Here is a 16058-nt window from a genome sequence, read left to right as displayed (position 1 = left end):
ACCTCGCCGGCTGAGCTGCGGGGTGTTCCGAACGAAACCGGCCAACCCACTTCCCGCACCTCGCCAGCCAAGCAGCGGTGTTCCCGACGACACCAGCCCAACCGCCCTCCCGCACCTCGCCGGCCGAGCAGCGGGTGCTTCGGACGGCACGGGCCGCCAACCGGGTTGTCACGTCGCGGCGGCCGTGATCGGATGGGCGCAGCATCGCGTGTCGGCGGCGGACCGCGCCGGGCATGGAGGTGCGGAACCGAAGGGACTGCCCTCCGTGGCCTCCCCCACCAGCGACCGGATCACGGCGCTCGGCACTCAACTCGCCCAAGCACACCAGGAATTGCGCCGCCGCCTGGCCGCCCTCCGGGCCGGTCGCCTCCGGCCCGCCGACCTGCGCACCCACTGCCTGGCCTTCTGCACCGCCCTGACCACCCACCACCAGGGCGAGGACACCGGTCTTTTCACCGCGCTGCTCCGCGAACGCCCGGACCTCGCCCCCACCATCGACAAGCTGATCGAGGACCACGGCCTGATCACCGGCATCCTGATCCGCATCGCCGACCTGAGCGACGAGGCCGCCGGCACCACGGATCCCACCGCGATCCGGCGAGAACTCGACGGGTTGACCGCCATCATGGAGTCACACTTCCGCTACGAGGAACGCGCTCTCACCTCCGCCCTCGACGCCGGCGTCCCCGACACCGGCTGGTCCGACCCGGTCCTCCACCTGCGCCCGCCGGGGTGACCCTCAGGAGCCACCTCCCCCACCGCCGTCGAACGCCGGGCTCCGCGGACCGTACTCAAAAGCCTGCACGATGAGCCTGACCAGCTCGACCGTCGCCTCCCGATCCGCGGCCAGCACCTCGCCCACCGCCTGACCATCAGCGGCCACACCGTCAGCGCCACCACCGGCAACCATCCGGCCGTCGGTGCCGTTCTCGAACCCCACCGGCCCAGCCACCGCATCACCGGCATCTGGCCGGCCGTCGGTACCGATCTCGGCCGGCCCCGGCACAGCCACCGCCCCACCAGCAACCGGCCGGCCGTCCGTACCGATCCCGGACGGCCCCGGCACAGCCACCGCACCACCGGCAACCGGCCGGTCGTCGGTACCGATCCCGGACGGCCCCGACCCGGCCACCGCGAACCCGGCCGCCCACACGGGCGGCTCCTGAACACCGCCGCGCCACTCGTCCATCAACCCATAGGCCACCCGGTCGCCGAACGCGGCGGCCGGGTCGGCCCGGCATGCCTCGATGTGCGCCACCAACTCGTCGACCACCGCCCGGCCGGCCGGCGTCAGCACCCGCGGCGCCGCCCAGTCCCGCAACTGCAACACCGCCAGCGGCACCGCGAACAGCAGCCCGGCGAACACCGCCGGCGACACCCAGGTCGGCATGAAGGAAGCCCGCGCCAGAGCCAGCAGTCCACCGACGACGACACAAACCCCCAGCACCGCCACCAGCACCCGGGGAACCGACACCGCAGTCCGCCACAAGCCGGCCTCGGTAGCCCGCCGCCGCCCCGCCCGCCGCAACGGATTCACCGTCGCCGCGAACCGCGCCCGAGTCATGAACACCTCGGTCGGGCCACCCAGGAACAGCATCGCCAGCAGCCCGGTGGCCGCCTCCCCGTCCGCCGCGTCCGGGTCGGCGAGCGTGACCACCACTCCCGGCCCGCCCGGACGCACCCTGAGCACACCCTGCTCCACCAGGTCGACGAACAGGGCCGGCGCCGCCGCCGGACCGAACCACCGGAACCCGGGCAGGTCAGCGACCTCGAGCAGCCACACATCCACCAAGCGATCCCGCACAGCGCCCCCTCACCCACGGACGACAGCCATGCCCGAACCCTACGATCCGCCTGCGACAGTCGTTCGCCGCGAGATCAGCGACTCAGGTCACCGACCGCGTCGGCGTAATAGGTGTCGGACAGGTGCTCGGCAATCTCCCGGATCGTCCACGCCCCCGGCTCCGCCCGGTCCAGCCGTTCGCCATCGAGCGAGTCCAGCCGCACCACCCAGATCTGCGCCAGCCTGGTCAACCGGCTGCTCGCCTCGGCCAGATCCTCCTCGGTGAACGGCGCCAGATCCGCCGCCGTGGTGATCCCCGATGCATGCCAGTGATCCGGAATCGTCGGCACCCCGGCCAGCCGCGCCTCCACCTCGGCCAGGTGGTCGATCAAGTGGTCGGCGATCCGCCGCACGGCCTTGTGCGGCGTATACACCCGATCGTCGACCGCGATCGGCACCCCGTCCCACGCCGGCCAACTCTGCGCGAGGCGCAGAGCATGAGACACAGCCTGCTCAATCATGCGACCCGGTTCCAGCATCGCTCCATGTCCTTTCGGTACGCCCCCAGCCCGGTCACGCTAAGACCCGCACCATTCGGCCCCGGCCGAACCATTCACCACCCTGCTCCGGTCACCTCGCCCTCACCCATCACCACCAGCACCGAACCCACTCGCCAATCACCGCCGTGCCCGAGCACCTGGACAGCGCTCGCGCCGGGATGCGCAGATCACCGGAGCCACCGCATCCGCATCGAACGACGGGCAGGAACGCCCGGCACCACCGGCCGGATCCGCACCTGGTGGCTGACTCCCGACATCCCGAACCGTCCATCCACCTCGCCGCACGACGACCGCCGGCCCACCCGCAAACCCTCGCTCACGCCCGAGCACCCGATCGCCCCGCACACCGAACGCCTTGACCACCGGGCCCGCCGCCCGCGCGCACCACCGGATCCCCCCAATCGCCACGCGGGACCGGGTCAAGGCCGCAGCAACACCCGCCCGACATGCTCCCGCTCCTCCATCACCTTGTGCGCGCCCGCGGCCTCCTCCAACGGAAACTCCACATGCCCAACCGTCCGCAAACCACCGACCGCGAACAGCTCCGCCACCTCGTCCATCTCCGCCCGAGCCCGCTCAGGTGCCACCTCACGCCAAGCGGTCTGGTTGAACCCGCCAACCGTCCGCAACGCGAACAACGGACCAGCCGGGATGTCATCGACGGTGCCGGACGCCGCCCCATAGATCACCGCCCGCCCGAAAGGCGCCAGCAACTCCAGCCCCTGTCGCAACACCTGCCCGCCGACCGCGTCCAGCACCACGTCGACACCGCCCGGCACGACCTCCCGCACCCGCTCGGGCCAGTCCGCCAGCCCGTAGTCCACCGCGAGATCAGCACCGGCCGAACGAACGAAGTCGAGCTTGCCGCGTGACGCTGCCCCGATCACCAGGCCGGCACCCAACCGTTTCGCGAGCTGCACGACAAGGTGCCCGATCCCGCCCGCCGCGGAATGCACCAGCACCGTCTCCCCCGGCCGGAAGTCGGCCTGGCGCAGCACTCGCAACGCCACCGGCCCGGCCATCGGCACCATCACCGCGTCTCCGGCGCCCAGCCCGGGCGGGATCGCCGCCAGCCATGATGCCTCCGCAACGGCAAACTCCGCGTAAGCATCCTCGGCCAAGGCCGCCACACGCTGGCCCACCAGCGCAGGATCCACGCCGGAACCCACCTCGGCCACCACTCCCACCACGTCACCGGTGGGCCGGCCCGGCAACGGTCGCCGGAAAATCCCCTCGCCGCCTCGCCGGAATCGGACGTCGACGAAGTTGACCCCGATCGCCTCGGCCCGGATCAGCACCTGCCCCGAGCCGGGCACCGGCCGCTCCGCCTCCTCGACGATCAGCACCTCAGGCTCGCCATAAGCGTGGTACCGCACTCGCCGCACGCCACACCCCCGTTTAAACTGACCAGCAGTCCAGTTAGGGACGACGTTACTTGACCGCCGGTCCACTTGTCGAGGGGTGCGACATGCCACCATCCGAGCGCCTGCGCGCCGACGCCGCCCGCAACCGGACCGCGCTGCTCCGCGCCGTCGAGGAGCTGCTGACCCACCACCATCCCGCGCAGATCTCCATGGAGCAGGTCGCCATCGCCGCGGGGGTCGGCAAGGGCACCGTGTTCCACCGGTTCGGCAGCCGTGACGGGTTGATGCGGGCCCTGGTCCAGGAACGCGCCCACGATTTGAACGTGACTGTCGACCAGGGCCCGCCACCTCTCGGGCCCGGCGCCCCGCCCCGCACCCGGCTACTGGCCTTCCTCAGCGCCGTCGTCGACCTGGTCGCCCGCAACAAGGGTCTGCTCGCCGCCCTCGGCCCCGCCGCCGGACCCATCGATCAGGAGCCCCGCGAGGCGCATCCGGTGTATCGCCGGTGGCACGGCCACGTCGCCGAGCTCGCCGGGCAGGAGCGCCCGGACCTCGACGCCGACCTGCTCGCCCACGTGCTGCTGGCCCCCCTGCACAGCGAGCCCATCCTGGACCAATTGGCGAGGGAGGGCGGCGACCGCCTCACCAGCACCCTCCACCAACTGGTCACCGCCCTCCTGCCGGCGGAGGCGAGCCACCCGACGGAGACGGAAGCGAGCCACCCGACGGAGACGGAAGCGAGCCACCCGACGGAGACCAAGGCCAGCCACCCGACAGAGACGGAGGAATCAGGACACCGGGCTTGACCGATCCGGCAGCAAAGCGGCCAGCACCCGCGAGCACCGAACCGGATCAACCGTCAGTCCGCGCTCGACACCCCAGAGCCAGTAATCGACACACCGGGTGATCACCCAGGCGCGAGCCAGCGAGCCGTCCAGCCCACCGGCATCGACCATCGTCGACAGCAAACGGCGAATCTCAGCACCCGACGAGAGGTCGTCGGCACGGCTCCACATCAATTCCGGAACGGCATGTTCCGGCGCACCCCGCACCGGCCGCGGATCGATGGCCAACCATGGACGACGCCGCCCGGCGAGAATGTTGCCGTAATGCAGATCCGCGTGGACCAGCACCTGCTCGCCCCGTCCGGGCAGCTCCACGGCGTACCGTAAAGCCTGGGAAACCAGCGGGCCGCCGCACCTCTCCTGCCGCTCCGGCAGCGTCGCCGCGATCCCGGCCCCCGGCCCGCGGCAGACCCGCCGGCGCCGCGACCGCCAGGGTCCGGATCAGCCCACCGGCCACCTCCGCGGCCACCCAGATCGGCCGCGTGCGCAGGGTGCGCGCCGGGTCCAGGCGCTCCAGAAGTAGCGCGCCCGGCTCCGACGCCACCAGCTCCACCACGCCGCGCCCCGCCCAGGCCCGCAGCCCAGCCGCCTCGAGCTCGGTGGTCGGGTCCTGCGGGGCGCTCAGCTTCAGCACCAGCTCCCGGTCACGCTGGCTGACCAGGACCACCAGCGCCTGGGCGCCGTGCAGCGGCGGAGATTCGTCGAGCCGCAGGTCCCACAGCGCGGCGAGGCGCTCGACACGGTCCGGCAACGACGCGACCCAGGCCCGGCCCGCGTCGCCGTCGAGGCGGGCACGCCACTGCGCGAACGATGCCGGAACCGCGACCATGGCGCGCACGCTAGCCGACGGACAGCTGCGCCGCGACGAAGGCGAACGCCGCCGGAATGACCGTGCTCCAGTACGCGAAATTGTGTTTCCCCGGCCCGAAAGTCCCGGCATCCGGCGCCGCCGGCAACGCCCGCCGCAGCGCCCGCACATTCGAGATCAGTGGATCCGCCCGCCCGCACCACAAGCCGATCGACGTACCGGTCAACTGCTCCACGTCCCGGAACACCTCATCCCCCGGAACCACGGCCGGCGAGAAAGCCGCCACCGCCCGGACGAATCGCGGAAACGCCTCGGCGAGCAGCAACGACCCGTAACCGCCCATCGACCAGCCCCACGCGGCCAACCGGCTGGTGTCGAACCCCCGCGCCGCGCACCACACCGGCAGTTCCTCGTGCACCATCCGCTGCGGGTCGTCGCGCCCGCCCGGCTGCCATGCCAGCCGATCGCCGGTGGCCCCGGCCAGCACGAACGGCGCGGCACCCCGGTTCACCGCGTCGGTCAGGAACCGGCCCAGCCCCAGCCCGGCGAAGTCGGCCGGCCGCTTCGAACCGCCGTGCAGCACCAGGCAGACCGGCAGCCCCGCGCCGTCCCCGTGCCCGGCCGGCACCGCCGTGTAGAAGTCGACGGTCGAGCCGCGCGCCTTCGAATACCGCAGCTCACAGCGCTCCGGGCCGGGCGGCACGGACGGGACGCCGAGCGGCATGACGGCCGCCTGACCGGACTGGTAGGCCCACGCGCCAGCAGCGGACGCCGAGGCCACGACCGCGCCGGCGGCCAGCATGGTTCGTCGTCGCATTGGTTGGTCCGCCCTTCGCCGATGTCGTGAGGACAACGCGCACCCGGCGGACCCGACACGGGCCCGAGGTCAATCCACGGCGGCTCGCAGGGTCCAGGAGGTGCGGCGCGGAAGATCAGGAAGGGCGATCCGGCCGGTGCACCAGAGCAGCGCCCGCACCGGGTCGCCGGCCGGATGGTCCGGGAAGAGCCGGGCCAGGACCGCGGCGCAGGCGGCCGGCGGCGGACACCATCCGGTGCCCAGGCCCTGGGTGATGTCGTAGGTGTGCAGCACGATCTCGTTCACGCCGAGCGCGGCGAACCCGGAGGGATCGGTCGGCCCCCAGTGCCACGCGCGGGTCTCCGGCCCGGCGGCCCGCAGCTGGGTGATGAGCAGCGCGCCGGCCGCGTCGATGATGCGCAGGATCTCGTCCGGCGTCGCCGTCTCGCGGACGGTCAGATCGAGCGGCAGATAGCCGTGGTCAGCCCCGCCGGCCAGCTGAGCGGCGTAGGCAAGCAGGTCGTGGGCGATGTGCGCGGCGGTCTCCCGGCAGCTCCAGTCCAGGTCACCGGCACGAACCGTCCAGTCGCCGCCCGTCTGCGGGCCGAGCGCCCGCCGCAACTCGTCCAGCGCCGATGCGACGTCGCTCGCGTCCATCCGCCCAGCTTGCCACACCGTCTAAGTCATCCTAGGAGGCTAGGTCAAAAACCCGGGCCTCATTCAGCACTTGCGGGCGGCACCATGCGAGGAGGGCGATTTTCGTACGGCGTGGAGAGCACCACCGTCGTCCGGGTCGTGACATTCGCCGCCGTGCGGATGTCCTGGAGCAGCCGCTCCAGATCGGCCGGGCTCTTCACCCGCACCAGCAGCATGTAGAAGTCCTCCCCCGCCACCGAGTAGCAGGAGTCGATCTCCGCGAGGTGTGCCAGCCGCTCCGGCGCGTCGTCCGGCTGCGACGGGTCGAACGGCCGGATCGCCACGAACGCCGTCAGCGGCAGGTCGAGCGCCTCGTACGACACCTTGGCGGTGTAGCCCGAGATCACCCCGCGCTGCTCCAGTCGCCGCACCCGCTGGTGCACGGCGGAGACGCTGAGGCCCACCCGCTCGGCCAGGTCGGTGTACGACAGCCGGCCGTCCACGGTCAGGGCGGACACGATCGCCCGGTCGATCTCTTCCACGCCGGTAAGAGTAACGACCGGGCGACCGGCGAGCCTCAGCCGGTCAGCGACCGGGCGATCACCATCCGCTGGATCTGGTTGGTGCCCTCGACGATCTGGAGCACCTTCGCCTCGCGGAACCAGCGCTCGACCGGGTGGTCCGCGCTGTACCCGTAACCACCCAGCACCTGCACGGCGTCGGTGGTCACCCGCATGGCGACGTCGGTGGCGAACAGTTTCGCCTTGGCCGCCTCGATCGAGAACGGGCGCTGCGCGTCCTTCAGCCGGGCCGCCGCCAGCAGCAGGGCACGGGCCGCCGAAACCTGGGTGGCCATGTCGGCGAGCATGAAGCCGACCCCCTGGAACCGCCCGATCGGCTGACCGAACTGCTCACGCTCCCGCGCATAGGCCACCGCGTAGTCGGTCGCGGCCTGGGCGAGCCCGACCGCGCACGCCGCGATGCCCAGCCGCCCCGCGTCGAGCGCCTGCATGGCGATGGCGAAGCCCTCCCCCTCCTTGCCGACCAGGCGATCGTGCGGAATCCGCGCGTCCTCCAGCACGATCTGCGCCGGCGCCGACGAGTGCAGGCCCATCAGCCGCTCGCGCGCCTGCGGCAGCAGACCCGGCGTGTTCGCGTCGGCGAGCAGGCAGGAGATCCCCTTCGGGCCGGGGCCGCCGGTGCGCACGAAGATGTTGTAGAAATCCGCGTAGCCGCCGTGGGTGATCCACGCCTTGGTCCCGTTGACCAGCCAGTCCTCGCCGTCCGGGACGGCTCGCGTGGACAGGTTGGCCGCGTCGGAGCCGCCGTGCGGCTCGGACAGGCAGTAGGCGCCGAGCAGCTCGCCGCCGAGCATGTCGGGCAGCGCCTTGCGCTGGCGCTCGCTGCCGAAACCCGCCACCGGGAAGCACGACAGCGTGTGCACGCTGACGGCCTCGGCGATGCCGAGCCACGTTCCGGCCAGGATCTCCAGGACTTGGAGATAGATTTCGTACGGCTGGGCGGCACCGCCGTCGGCCTCGGCATAGGGCAGCCCGAGCAGGCCGGAACGCCCCAGCGTGCGCAGCACGTCCCGGGGGAACTCGCCACGCGCCTCGTAGTCGTCGACCTTGCCGGCCAGCTCTCGGGTGGCGAGCTCACGCGTCAGGTCGAGCAGGTCGTGTGCCTCAGGGGTGGGAAGCAGTCGATCCACTGTCACCAGGCCAGCTTAACGCTCGTTCACCCTCCGGGAACAGGCCGCCCACCCCCTCCGGCCGATCTGGCATGCGCGCGGACAGGCCGGGGCGCTCACGCCCCCTCAGTCGCCCGGTGTGATCAGCCCGGTCTCGTAGGCGACGACCACGGCCTGCGCGCGGTCGCGCAGCTCCAGCTTGGCGAAGATTCGTGCCACGTGCGTTTTCACCGTCGCCTCGCTGAGCGTCAGCTCCTCGGCCAGCTCCGTGTTCGACAGGCCGCGCCCGAGCAGCGTGAGCACCTCCATCTCGCGCGGCGTGAGCGGCGACAGGTCCCGGTGCACGACCGGCTGGGTGGTGGCGAACCGCTGCACCAACCGGCGGGTGATCGACGGCGCGAGCAGCGCGTCCCCGGTCCCGACCAGCCGGACCGCCGCGGCGAGATGGTCGGCGGTGACGTCCTTGAGCAGGAAGCCGCTGGCACCGATGGCGAGCGCCGCATACACATACCGATCCAGGTCGAAGGTGGTGAGCATGAGCACCCGGCAGTGCGGGCTGCGCGCCACGATCCGCCGCGTCGCCTCCAGCCCGTCCATGGCCGGCATCCGGATGTCCATCAGCACCACGTCCGGCCGCAGCCGCCGCTCCGCCTCGACCGCCTCGGCGCCGTCACCCGCCTCGCCCACCACGTCGATGCCGCGCGCGGTCAGGATCAGCCGGAACCCGGCCCGGATCAGCTCCTGGTCGTCGACGATGAGAACCCGGGGCACAGGTCCGCTGCCCGGTTCCGCGATTTCTGCGTACGCCGTCACGGCCCCTCCACCGGGATCCGGGCCCGCACCCGGAACCCGCCGCCGAGTCTGCGCCGGGCGTCGAGGTCCCCGCCGTACACCGAAACTCGCTGCCGCAAGCCGAGCAGACCGCGACCGGCGCCGGAGCCCTCGGTGCCGCCGCCTCGCGGCACGGCATCGCCGGTGAGCACGCTGGGCCCGGTGGTCAGCACCTCCACGCGCAGGGCGCGCTCGGCATAGCGGATGGTCACCTCGGCCTTGCCGCCGGTGCCGTGTTTCAACGCGTTGGTCAGCGCCTCCTGGACGATCCGATAGGCCGTGACGTCGATGCCGGACGGCAGCGGCCGCGGCTCGCCGGAGACCCGCACCTCGACCGGCAGCCCGGCGAACGCGATCCGGTCGACCAACTGCCCGAGCGCGGCCAGCGTGGGCTGCGGGGTGAGACCGGCGTCGGCGTCGGCGCCCGAGGCGTCCGGTGCGAGCAGGCCGAGCAGGTGCCGCAGCTCGGTCATGGTGGTCCGCCCGGCTTTCTCCACCTCGGTCAGCGCTGCCGCTGCGGTCTCCGGCAGCGTGCTCAGCACCTCACGCGCCGCCGCCGTCTGCACGATCATCACGCTGACGTTGTGGCTGACGATGTCGTGCAGCTCCCGGGCGATCCGGGCGCGCTCCTCGTCGACCGCGGCCCGTGCCGCCGTCTCCCGCTCGCGCTCCATCAGCCAGCCGCGCTCGCCCATCGCCCGGGCGTGCCGCCGCCGAGCCCGGACCAGCGCGGCCAGCAGCCCGGCGGCGACCGCGACGGCCACCGCCAATGCTCCGGCCAGCACCAGCGTTCCCACGGGTCACACCTTGGCAGACCCGCGGCGCGGGCACATCATCCCCTGCTCCGACGCCGCGTACATCCCTGGTACTACACCGCTGGGATGTCAGACCACGGTCCGATGCCGATCCCGGCCGGCCTCCGTAGCGTTCCGGCCATGACGAACGAGACGGTGGTGCGCCTCGACGGGGTGCGCAAGGAGTACGGGGAGACCGTCGCCCTCGACGGGGTGTCCCTGGAGATCCGCCCCGGCGAGGCGGTGGCGGTGATGGGCCCCTCCGGGTGCGGCAAGTCCACCCTGCTCAACATGATCGCCGGGCTGGACCGGCCGACCGCCGGCACGGTCCAGGTGCACGGCGAGCGGCTCGACACGATGAACGAGACCGGGCTGGCCCTGTTCCGCCGGCACCACCTCGGGATGATCTTCCAGTTCTTCAACCTGCTCGACGACCTGCCCGCGCTGGACAACGTGGCGCTGGCCGCCCAGCTGACCGGCAGCAAGTCCGGCCCGGCCCGCAAACGGGCCCTGGAGCTGCTCGACGAGCTGGGCATCGCCGACCGCCGCGACATCTATCCGGCCGCGCTCAGCGGCGGCGAGCGGCAGCGGGTCGCGGTGGCCCGCGCCCTGATGAACAGGCCGGCCCTGCTGCTCGCCGACGAGCCGACCGGCGCGCTCGACTCCAAGGCCGGTGAGCAGGTGATGGACCTGCTGCTGGATCTGAACCAGATCGGTCAGACGCTGCTGATCGTGACGCACGACGAGCGGCTGGCGCATCGCTGCGCGAGCCGGCTGATCGAGATGAGCGACGGGCGGATCGCCCGCGAGGCCGCGCTGGAGCGGACATGACCGGCCGGAGGACGTTCACCGCCAGGCACCGTCGTGAGGATCATGACACCGCGCGGCGAAGCGGAGCGGCAGCATGACGGCCGTGTGGCGGGCGGCCCGGGCCGCGGTGCGCCGCCGCAAGCTGCAGACGTTCCTGATCGCTCTGGTGGTCCTGCTCTGCAGCGCCACGACGGTGGTCTCGCTCGCCCTGCTGGACGCCACCTCGGCGCCGTTCGACCGGGCGTTCGCGACCCGGCACGGCGCGCACACGGTCGCCGCCTACGACCCGGCTACCGTGACCGAGGCGCAGCTGACTGCCGCCCGGTCCGGGGTGACCGCCGCGGCCGGCCCGTTCGGCCAGGTCGTGCTGGAGCCGACCGCCGGCAGGCAGCTGCTGCCACCCGGTCCGCTCACCGTGGTCGGCCGCGCCGACCCGGGCGGCGCCGTCGACCAGCTCGACCTCTGGCACGGGCGCTGGCCGTCCGCTCCCGGCGAGATCGTGCTGAACTTCCCGCCGGAGGACATCGCGATGGGTCCACTCGCCGACCTGATCTCGATCACCGCGAACGGGGTGACGCTCAAGGTGGTCGGATATGCCGACAGCATCTCCGATTCGGCGGACGGCTGGGTCACCCCGGACCAGGTGCGGGAGCTGCACCCGACCGGCTGGCAGATGCTGTACCGGTTCGCCGGAGACGTGTCGACGCGCGAGGCGGTGGCCGCCCGCCTGACCGGGGTGACCACGGGGCTACCCGGGGGCGCGCTGATCGCCGCCGAGCCCTATCTCGCGATCAAGGAGGACGCCGCACAGGACCTCAACGTCTATCTGCCGCTGCTCGGCATGTTCGGCGTGTTCGGCCTGTTGGTGACGGTGCTGATCGTGGCCAACGTGGTCTCCGGCGCGGTCGTCTCGGGTTACCGGCACATCGGCGTGCTGAAGTCGATCGGCTTCACCCCGCGCCAGGTCGTCGCGGTCTACCTGCTGATGGCCTCGGTCCCGGCAGTCGCCGGGGCGGTGCCGGGCACGGTGATCGGCGCGCTGGGCGGGCAGGGCCTGATCGGCCAGGCATTCCGCGGATTCGGCTTCGGGGACACCCAGATCCGCTGGTGGGTCTGGCTGGCCGCGCTGCTGGGCGTGCCGCTGATCGTGCTGATCTCGGCGCTGGTGCCGGCTCGCCGGGCGCACCGGCTCTCCGCCGCCGAGGCGATCAGTGCCGGCAGCGCCCAGCGGCGCGGGCGTGGCCTGCGGGCCCAGCGCGCGCTGAGCGGCTCCCGCCTGCCCCGGGCGGTGAGTCTCGGCCTGGGCCTGCCGTTCGCCCGGCCCGGTCGGACCGCGCTGACCATGGCAGCGCTGCTGCTCGGGGTGACCACGGTGACGTTCGCGACCGGCCTGGGCAGCACGCTCAACCGGGTGACCGCGATCGACAACCAGGTCAGCGGTGACATCGGGGTGCGCGGGCTGAACGCGGCCTTCGGTACTCCGACCACCCGCACCGACGCTCAGGTCGAGGAGTTGCTGCGAAGCCTGCCCGGCGCCGCCCGGGTCGGGGTGTTCGCCAACACCGATCTGAGCGTGCCCGGCAGCAGCGATCCGATCCCGGTCAACTTCGCCCGCGGCGACGTGGCCGAGCTGGGTTATCGCGCCCAGTTGCTCGAGGGCCACTGGATGTCGGCGCCCGACGAGGTGGTCGCCCCGTCGAAACTGCTGCTCCAGCGGGGGCTGCGGGTGGGCGACTCGATCACCGTCGAATCCGGCGGCCGGCGCACCACCTTCCGGATCGTCGGTGAGACGGTCCGCGGGCCGTCCGGTCCGCCGAGCCTGATCGCCGAGTGGGCGGCCCTGGCCACCACGATTCCGGCGCCGCACCTGGAGTCCAGCGACTTCCAATACCAGGTGCAGGTCACCCCGGGCACCGACCTGGACGGATACGTCAACGCGGTGAACGCGGCGGACAGCGGCCTCGACGCGTGGAACAACACCGGCACCGGCGACTTCGCGGTCATCGTGACCGGCTTCTCCACCGTGCTGGGTGTGCTGCTCGCCCTGGTCGCCTCCCTCGGCGTGCTGAACACGGTTGCCCTCAACGCCCTGGAACGCCGCCGTGACCTGGGCATGCTCAAGTCGATCGGGATGACCCCGCGGCAGGTGGTGGCCATGATGGTCACCTCGATGGCGGCGCTCGGCGCCATTGGCGGGCTGCTCGGCCTGCCCCTCGGGATCGCGATGCACCGGGTGGTGCTGACGCTGGTCTCCAGCGCGGCGCAGGCCCACCTGCCGATGTCGGTCGCGGCGGTCTGGAGCCCCGTCCTGGTCATCGTGCTGGTGCTGACCGGGGTGCTGATCGCGGTGGCGGGCGCGCTGTTCCCGGCCCGCGCCGCCGCCCGGCTCACCATCGCCCAGGTGCTGCACAGCGAGTGACGCAGCCGCACCGGCTGCCCGGGCGAACCGGGCAGCCGGTGCGGCCGTCGCGCCACCATAGGATCGTCAACCATGGATCATCGACGCCTGGGCCGCAGCGGCCTCATGATCAGTGAGATCACCTATGGCAACTGGCTGACGCACGGCGAACTCGTCGGACGTGACTCGGCGCTGGCCTGCATTCGCGCCGCGCTGGATGCTGGCATCTCGACGTTCGACACGGCTGACGTGTACGCCCTCGGTGCGGCCGAGGAGGTTCTCGGTGAGGCGTTGCGCCCGGTGCGCCGGTCCTCGGTGGAGATCGCGACGAAGGTGTGCCTGCCGACCGGCGACGGGCCGAACGACCGGGGCCTGTCCCGCAAGCACATCATGGAGTCGTGTCACGCCTCGCTGCGGCGGCTCGGCACCGACTACGTCGACCTCTACCAGGCTCACCGGTTCGACGAGCGGACTCCGCTGGACGAGACGCTGATCGCGTTCGACGATCTGGTCCGGCAGGGCAAGGTGCTCTACCTGGGCGTCTCCGAGTGGACCGCACCGCAGATCCGGGCCGCGCTCGACCTCGCCGAGGGCATCGGGCTGCGCAGCCGCATCGTCGCCAACCAGCCGCAGTACAACATGCTCTGGCGGGTGATCGAACCGGAGGTCCTGCCGCTCTGCCGCGACGAGGGCATCGGGCAGATCGTGTTCCAGCCGCTCGCCCAAGGTGTGCTGACCGGAAAATACCTGCCCGGGCAGCCCCCGCCGGAGGGCTCGCGTGCCGCGAGCGGCGGCCGCGCGCCGCGGTTCATCCGCAGGGTGCTCGGTGACGAGCTTCTCGAGCGTGTCCAGCGGCTGCGCCCGCTCGCCGAGGAGGCCAAGCTGTCCATGGCCCAGCTCGCGATCGCGTGGACCCTGAGCCAGGACGGGATCAGCTCGGCGATCATCGGGGCGACGCGCCCGGAGCAGGTCACCGAGAACGCTGCGGCGGCCGGCGTCCGTCTCTCCGGCGAGTTGCTCGCCGAGATCGACGGGGTCCTCGGCGACCTGGTGGATCGGGACCCCGGCAAGACCGCCCAGATGATGTCCGTCAAGGCTGCTTGGCATCGCGAGCAGGAGTAGCGGTCAGGAAAGTTGTCGTACCGGTGTGGCAGGGTTAGCGCGTGACTCGACCACTGCTGGCCGTCGACGCCCCGAGCCTGTATTTCCGCGCGTTCCACGGCATCCCGGAGAAAGCGGCGCAGACCGAGGCCGGGGAGCCGGTCAACGCGATCCGCGGCTTCCTCGACATGATCGCCCAGCTGGTCCGGACCCGGCGGCCGGATCGGCTGGTCTGCGCCCTCGACGCGGACTGGCGGCCGGCGTGGCGTGTCGAGCTCATCCCGTCGTACAAGAAGCATCGGGTCGCCCACGGCGACGTCGAGGAGGTGCCGGCCTCGCTGGAGCGCCAGGTCCCGGTGCTGCTCGAGGTCCTCGCGGCGATCGGCATCCCGGCCTTCGGCGTGCCGGGTTACGAGGCGGACGACGTGCTCGGCACCCTGGCCGCCACCCAGGCCGCCCCGGTCGAGGTGGTCTCCGGCGACCGCGACCTGTTCCAGCTGGTCGACGACGCCCGCGGCACCCGCTTGCTGTATTGCGGTCGTGGCGTCGCCAAGCTGGAGGACGCCGACGAGGCCCTGGTCCAGGCGAAATACGGGGTGCAGGCCCGCTATTACGCGGACTTCGCGGCGATGCGTGGCGACCCGAGCGACGGCCTGCCCGGCGTGGCCGGCGTCGGTGAGAAGACGGCGGCCCGCCTGATCGAGCGCTATGGCGGAATCGCCGAGATCCTGGCCGCCCTCGACGATCCGTCCTCCGGTTTCGCCCCCGGTGTCCGGACGAAACTCGACGTGTCGCGGGAGTACCTGGCGAAAGCGCTCCCGGTCTGCCGGGTTGCCCTGGACGTCAAGCTGCCCGACTTCGAGCCGGCCCTGCCCCGCGAGCCCCGCGACCCGGAGGCGTTGCTGGCGCTCGCCGAGCGGTGGAACCTGGCGGGCTCCGCCCGTCGGCTGGTCGACGCCCTGGCCGGCTGACCGGCCACCGCGCCGGTCAGCCCGGCGCCGGCGGAGCATCCGGCTGCGGGCGGATCATCCGGCGGGCCGACCCAGCAGGCAGCACCCGCTCAGCGCCGAGCGGGCCGATCCAGCACGCAGCAGCCCGCCCAGCATCCAGCAGCCCGACCCGCACACAGCAGCCCGCCCAGCATCCAGCGGGTCGACCAGCACGCACCAGCCAGCCCAGCATCTAGCAGGCCGATCGAGCACGTACCAGCTGGCCCAGCACCGGGCGGGCCAATCCAGCACGCAGCACCCGGCCCAGCACCGAGCAGGCCGACCCAGCAGGCAGCAGCCCGCCCAGCATCCAGCAGGCCGACCCAGCACACAGCCCGCCCAGCACCGAGCGGACCAATCCAGCACACAGCACCCGGCCCAGCACCGAGCAGGCCGACCCAGCAGGCAGCAGCCCGCCCAGCATCCAGCAGGCCGACCCAGCACACAGCCCGCCCAGCACCGAGCGGACCAATCCAGCACACAGCACCCGGCCCAGCACCGAGCAGGCCGACCCAGCAGGCAGCAGCCCGCCCAGCATCCAGCAGGCCGACCCAGCACACAGCCCGCCCAGCACCGAGCGGACCAATCCAGCACACAGCACCCGGCCCAGCACCGAGCGGGCCGACCCAGCAGGCGGCAGCCGCCCCGGCATC

17 protein-coding genes are annotated in these 16058 nt (G+C 72.2%); 6 read left to right on the top strand and 11 right to left on the bottom strand.

All coding sequences use genetic code 11. From position 1 onward, the window contains the following. The first annotated feature begins 265 nt into the window (after window positions 1-265). Window positions 266-736, top strand: a complete 471-nt coding sequence (locus Aiant_RS37260) for a hemerythrin domain-containing protein (protein ID WP_189331561.1) — start codon at window positions 266-268, stop codon at window positions 734-736. A 3-nt stretch (window positions 737-739) separates the two neighbouring features. Here the strand turns inward: Aiant_RS37260 and Aiant_RS46730 are convergent, their stop codons facing one another. The 3 genes from Aiant_RS46730 to Aiant_RS37245 all read right to left on the bottom strand — a co-directional run bounded on the left by Aiant_RS46730 (window position 740) and on the right by Aiant_RS37245 (window position 3689). After that, window positions 740-1804: a hypothetical protein gene (locus tag Aiant_RS46730; protein WP_189331562.1), complete on the bottom strand. Its 1065-nt coding sequence runs from the start codon at window positions 1802-1804 to the stop codon at window positions 740-742. Window positions 1805-1878: 74 nt separating this feature from the next. Then, window positions 1879-2289: a hypothetical protein gene (locus Aiant_RS37250; RefSeq protein WP_229830250.1), complete on the bottom strand. Its 411-nt coding sequence runs from the start codon at window positions 2287-2289 to the stop codon at window positions 1879-1881. A gap of 473 nt (window positions 2290-2762) precedes the next feature. Further along, window positions 2763-3689, bottom strand: coding sequence for a quinone oxidoreductase family protein (locus Aiant_RS37245; RefSeq protein WP_229830253.1), 927 nt, complete (start codon window positions 3687-3689; stop codon window positions 2763-2765). Between the two features lie 122 nt (window positions 3690-3811). Here Aiant_RS37245 and Aiant_RS46725 point away from each other — a divergent pair, with 122 nt between their 5' ends. Then, entirely contained in the window at window positions 3812-4513 is a 702-nt protein-coding gene (locus Aiant_RS46725; RefSeq protein WP_189331564.1) for a TetR/AcrR family transcriptional regulator, read from the top strand. Here the strand turns inward: Aiant_RS46725 and Aiant_RS37235 are convergent. From Aiant_RS37235 to Aiant_RS37205, 7 genes are all read right to left on the bottom strand, one after another. Further along, window positions 4496-4867, bottom strand: coding sequence for an aminoglycoside phosphotransferase family protein (locus Aiant_RS37235; RefSeq protein ID WP_212846633.1), 372 nt, complete (start codon window positions 4865-4867; stop codon window positions 4496-4498). The genes Aiant_RS46725 and Aiant_RS37235 overlap by 18 nt on opposite strands. A 524-nt stretch (window positions 4868-5391) precedes the next feature. Then, window positions 5392-6177: an alpha/beta hydrolase gene (locus Aiant_RS37230; protein WP_189331565.1), complete on the bottom strand. Its 786-nt coding sequence runs from the start codon at window positions 6175-6177 to the stop codon at window positions 5392-5394. Between the two features lie 69 nt (window positions 6178-6246). Next, window positions 6247-6813 carry a maleylpyruvate isomerase N-terminal domain-containing protein gene (locus tag Aiant_RS37225; RefSeq protein WP_189331566.1) on the bottom strand — a complete coding sequence of 189 codons (567 nt, stop codon included), beginning with the start codon at window positions 6811-6813 and terminating at the stop codon, window positions 6247-6249. A gap of 59 nt (window positions 6814-6872) precedes the next feature. Beyond that, the gene (locus tag Aiant_RS37220) at window positions 6873-7334 is read right to left on the bottom strand and encodes an Lrp/AsnC family transcriptional regulator (protein ID WP_189331567.1); all 462 of its coding nucleotides are present in this window, start codon (window positions 7332-7334) and stop codon (window positions 6873-6875) included. Window positions 7335-7369: 35 nt separating this feature from the next. Continuing rightward, window positions 7370-8509 carry an acyl-CoA dehydrogenase family protein gene (locus tag Aiant_RS37215; protein ID WP_189331568.1) on the bottom strand — a complete coding sequence of 380 codons (1140 nt, stop codon included), beginning with the start codon at window positions 8507-8509 and terminating at the stop codon, window positions 7370-7372. Between the two features lie 99 nt (window positions 8510-8608). Further along, entirely contained in the window at window positions 8609-9253 is a 645-nt protein-coding gene (locus tag Aiant_RS37210) for a response regulator (protein WP_189331569.1), read from the bottom strand. A 38-nt stretch (window positions 9254-9291) separates the two neighbouring features. After that, the gene (locus Aiant_RS37205) at window positions 9292-10008 is read right to left on the bottom strand and encodes a sensor histidine kinase (protein ID WP_189331854.1); all 717 of its coding nucleotides are present in this window, start codon (window positions 10006-10008) and stop codon (window positions 9292-9294) included. Between the two features lie 240 nt (window positions 10009-10248). Here Aiant_RS37205 and Aiant_RS37200 point away from each other — a divergent pair, with 240 nt between their 5' ends. The 4 genes from Aiant_RS37200 (at window position 10249) to Aiant_RS37185 (ending at window position 15387) form a co-directional block, all read left to right on the top strand. After that, the gene (locus tag Aiant_RS37200) at window positions 10249-10938 is read left to right on the top strand and encodes an ABC transporter ATP-binding protein (RefSeq protein ID WP_189331570.1); all 690 of its coding nucleotides are present in this window, start codon (window positions 10249-10251) and stop codon (window positions 10936-10938) included. 73 nt (window positions 10939-11011) lie between these two features. Beyond that, window positions 11012-13336, top strand: coding sequence for an FtsX-like permease family protein (locus Aiant_RS37195; RefSeq protein WP_189331571.1), 2325 nt, complete (start codon window positions 11012-11014; stop codon window positions 13334-13336). Between the two features lie 72 nt (window positions 13337-13408). Then, window positions 13409-14437 carry an aldo/keto reductase family protein gene (locus Aiant_RS37190; protein WP_189331572.1) on the top strand — a complete coding sequence of 343 codons (1029 nt, stop codon included), beginning with the start codon at window positions 13409-13411 and terminating at the stop codon, window positions 14435-14437. A 41-nt stretch (window positions 14438-14478) separates the two neighbouring features. Continuing rightward, a complete protein-coding gene (locus Aiant_RS37185; RefSeq protein WP_189331573.1) occupies window positions 14479-15387 on the top strand; it encodes a 5'-3' exonuclease in 909 nt (302 codons plus the stop codon). Window positions 15388-15598: 211 nt separating this feature from the next. On the opposite strand, the gene Aiant_RS37180 is transcribed toward Aiant_RS37185, so the two are convergent. Beyond that, entirely contained in the window at window positions 15599-16057 is a 459-nt protein-coding gene (locus Aiant_RS37180; RefSeq protein WP_212846631.1) for a hypothetical protein, read from the bottom strand. Window position 16058 lies beyond the last annotated feature (1 nt).

This window comes from Actinoplanes ianthinogenes (genome assembly GCF_018324205.1).
GTDB classification, from domain to species: domain Bacteria; phylum Actinomycetota; class Actinomycetes; order Mycobacteriales; family Micromonosporaceae; genus Actinoplanes; species Actinoplanes ianthinogenes.
Note: the sequence above shows the minus strand (reverse complement) of the source record. Positions and strands in the feature narration are given on the sequence as shown.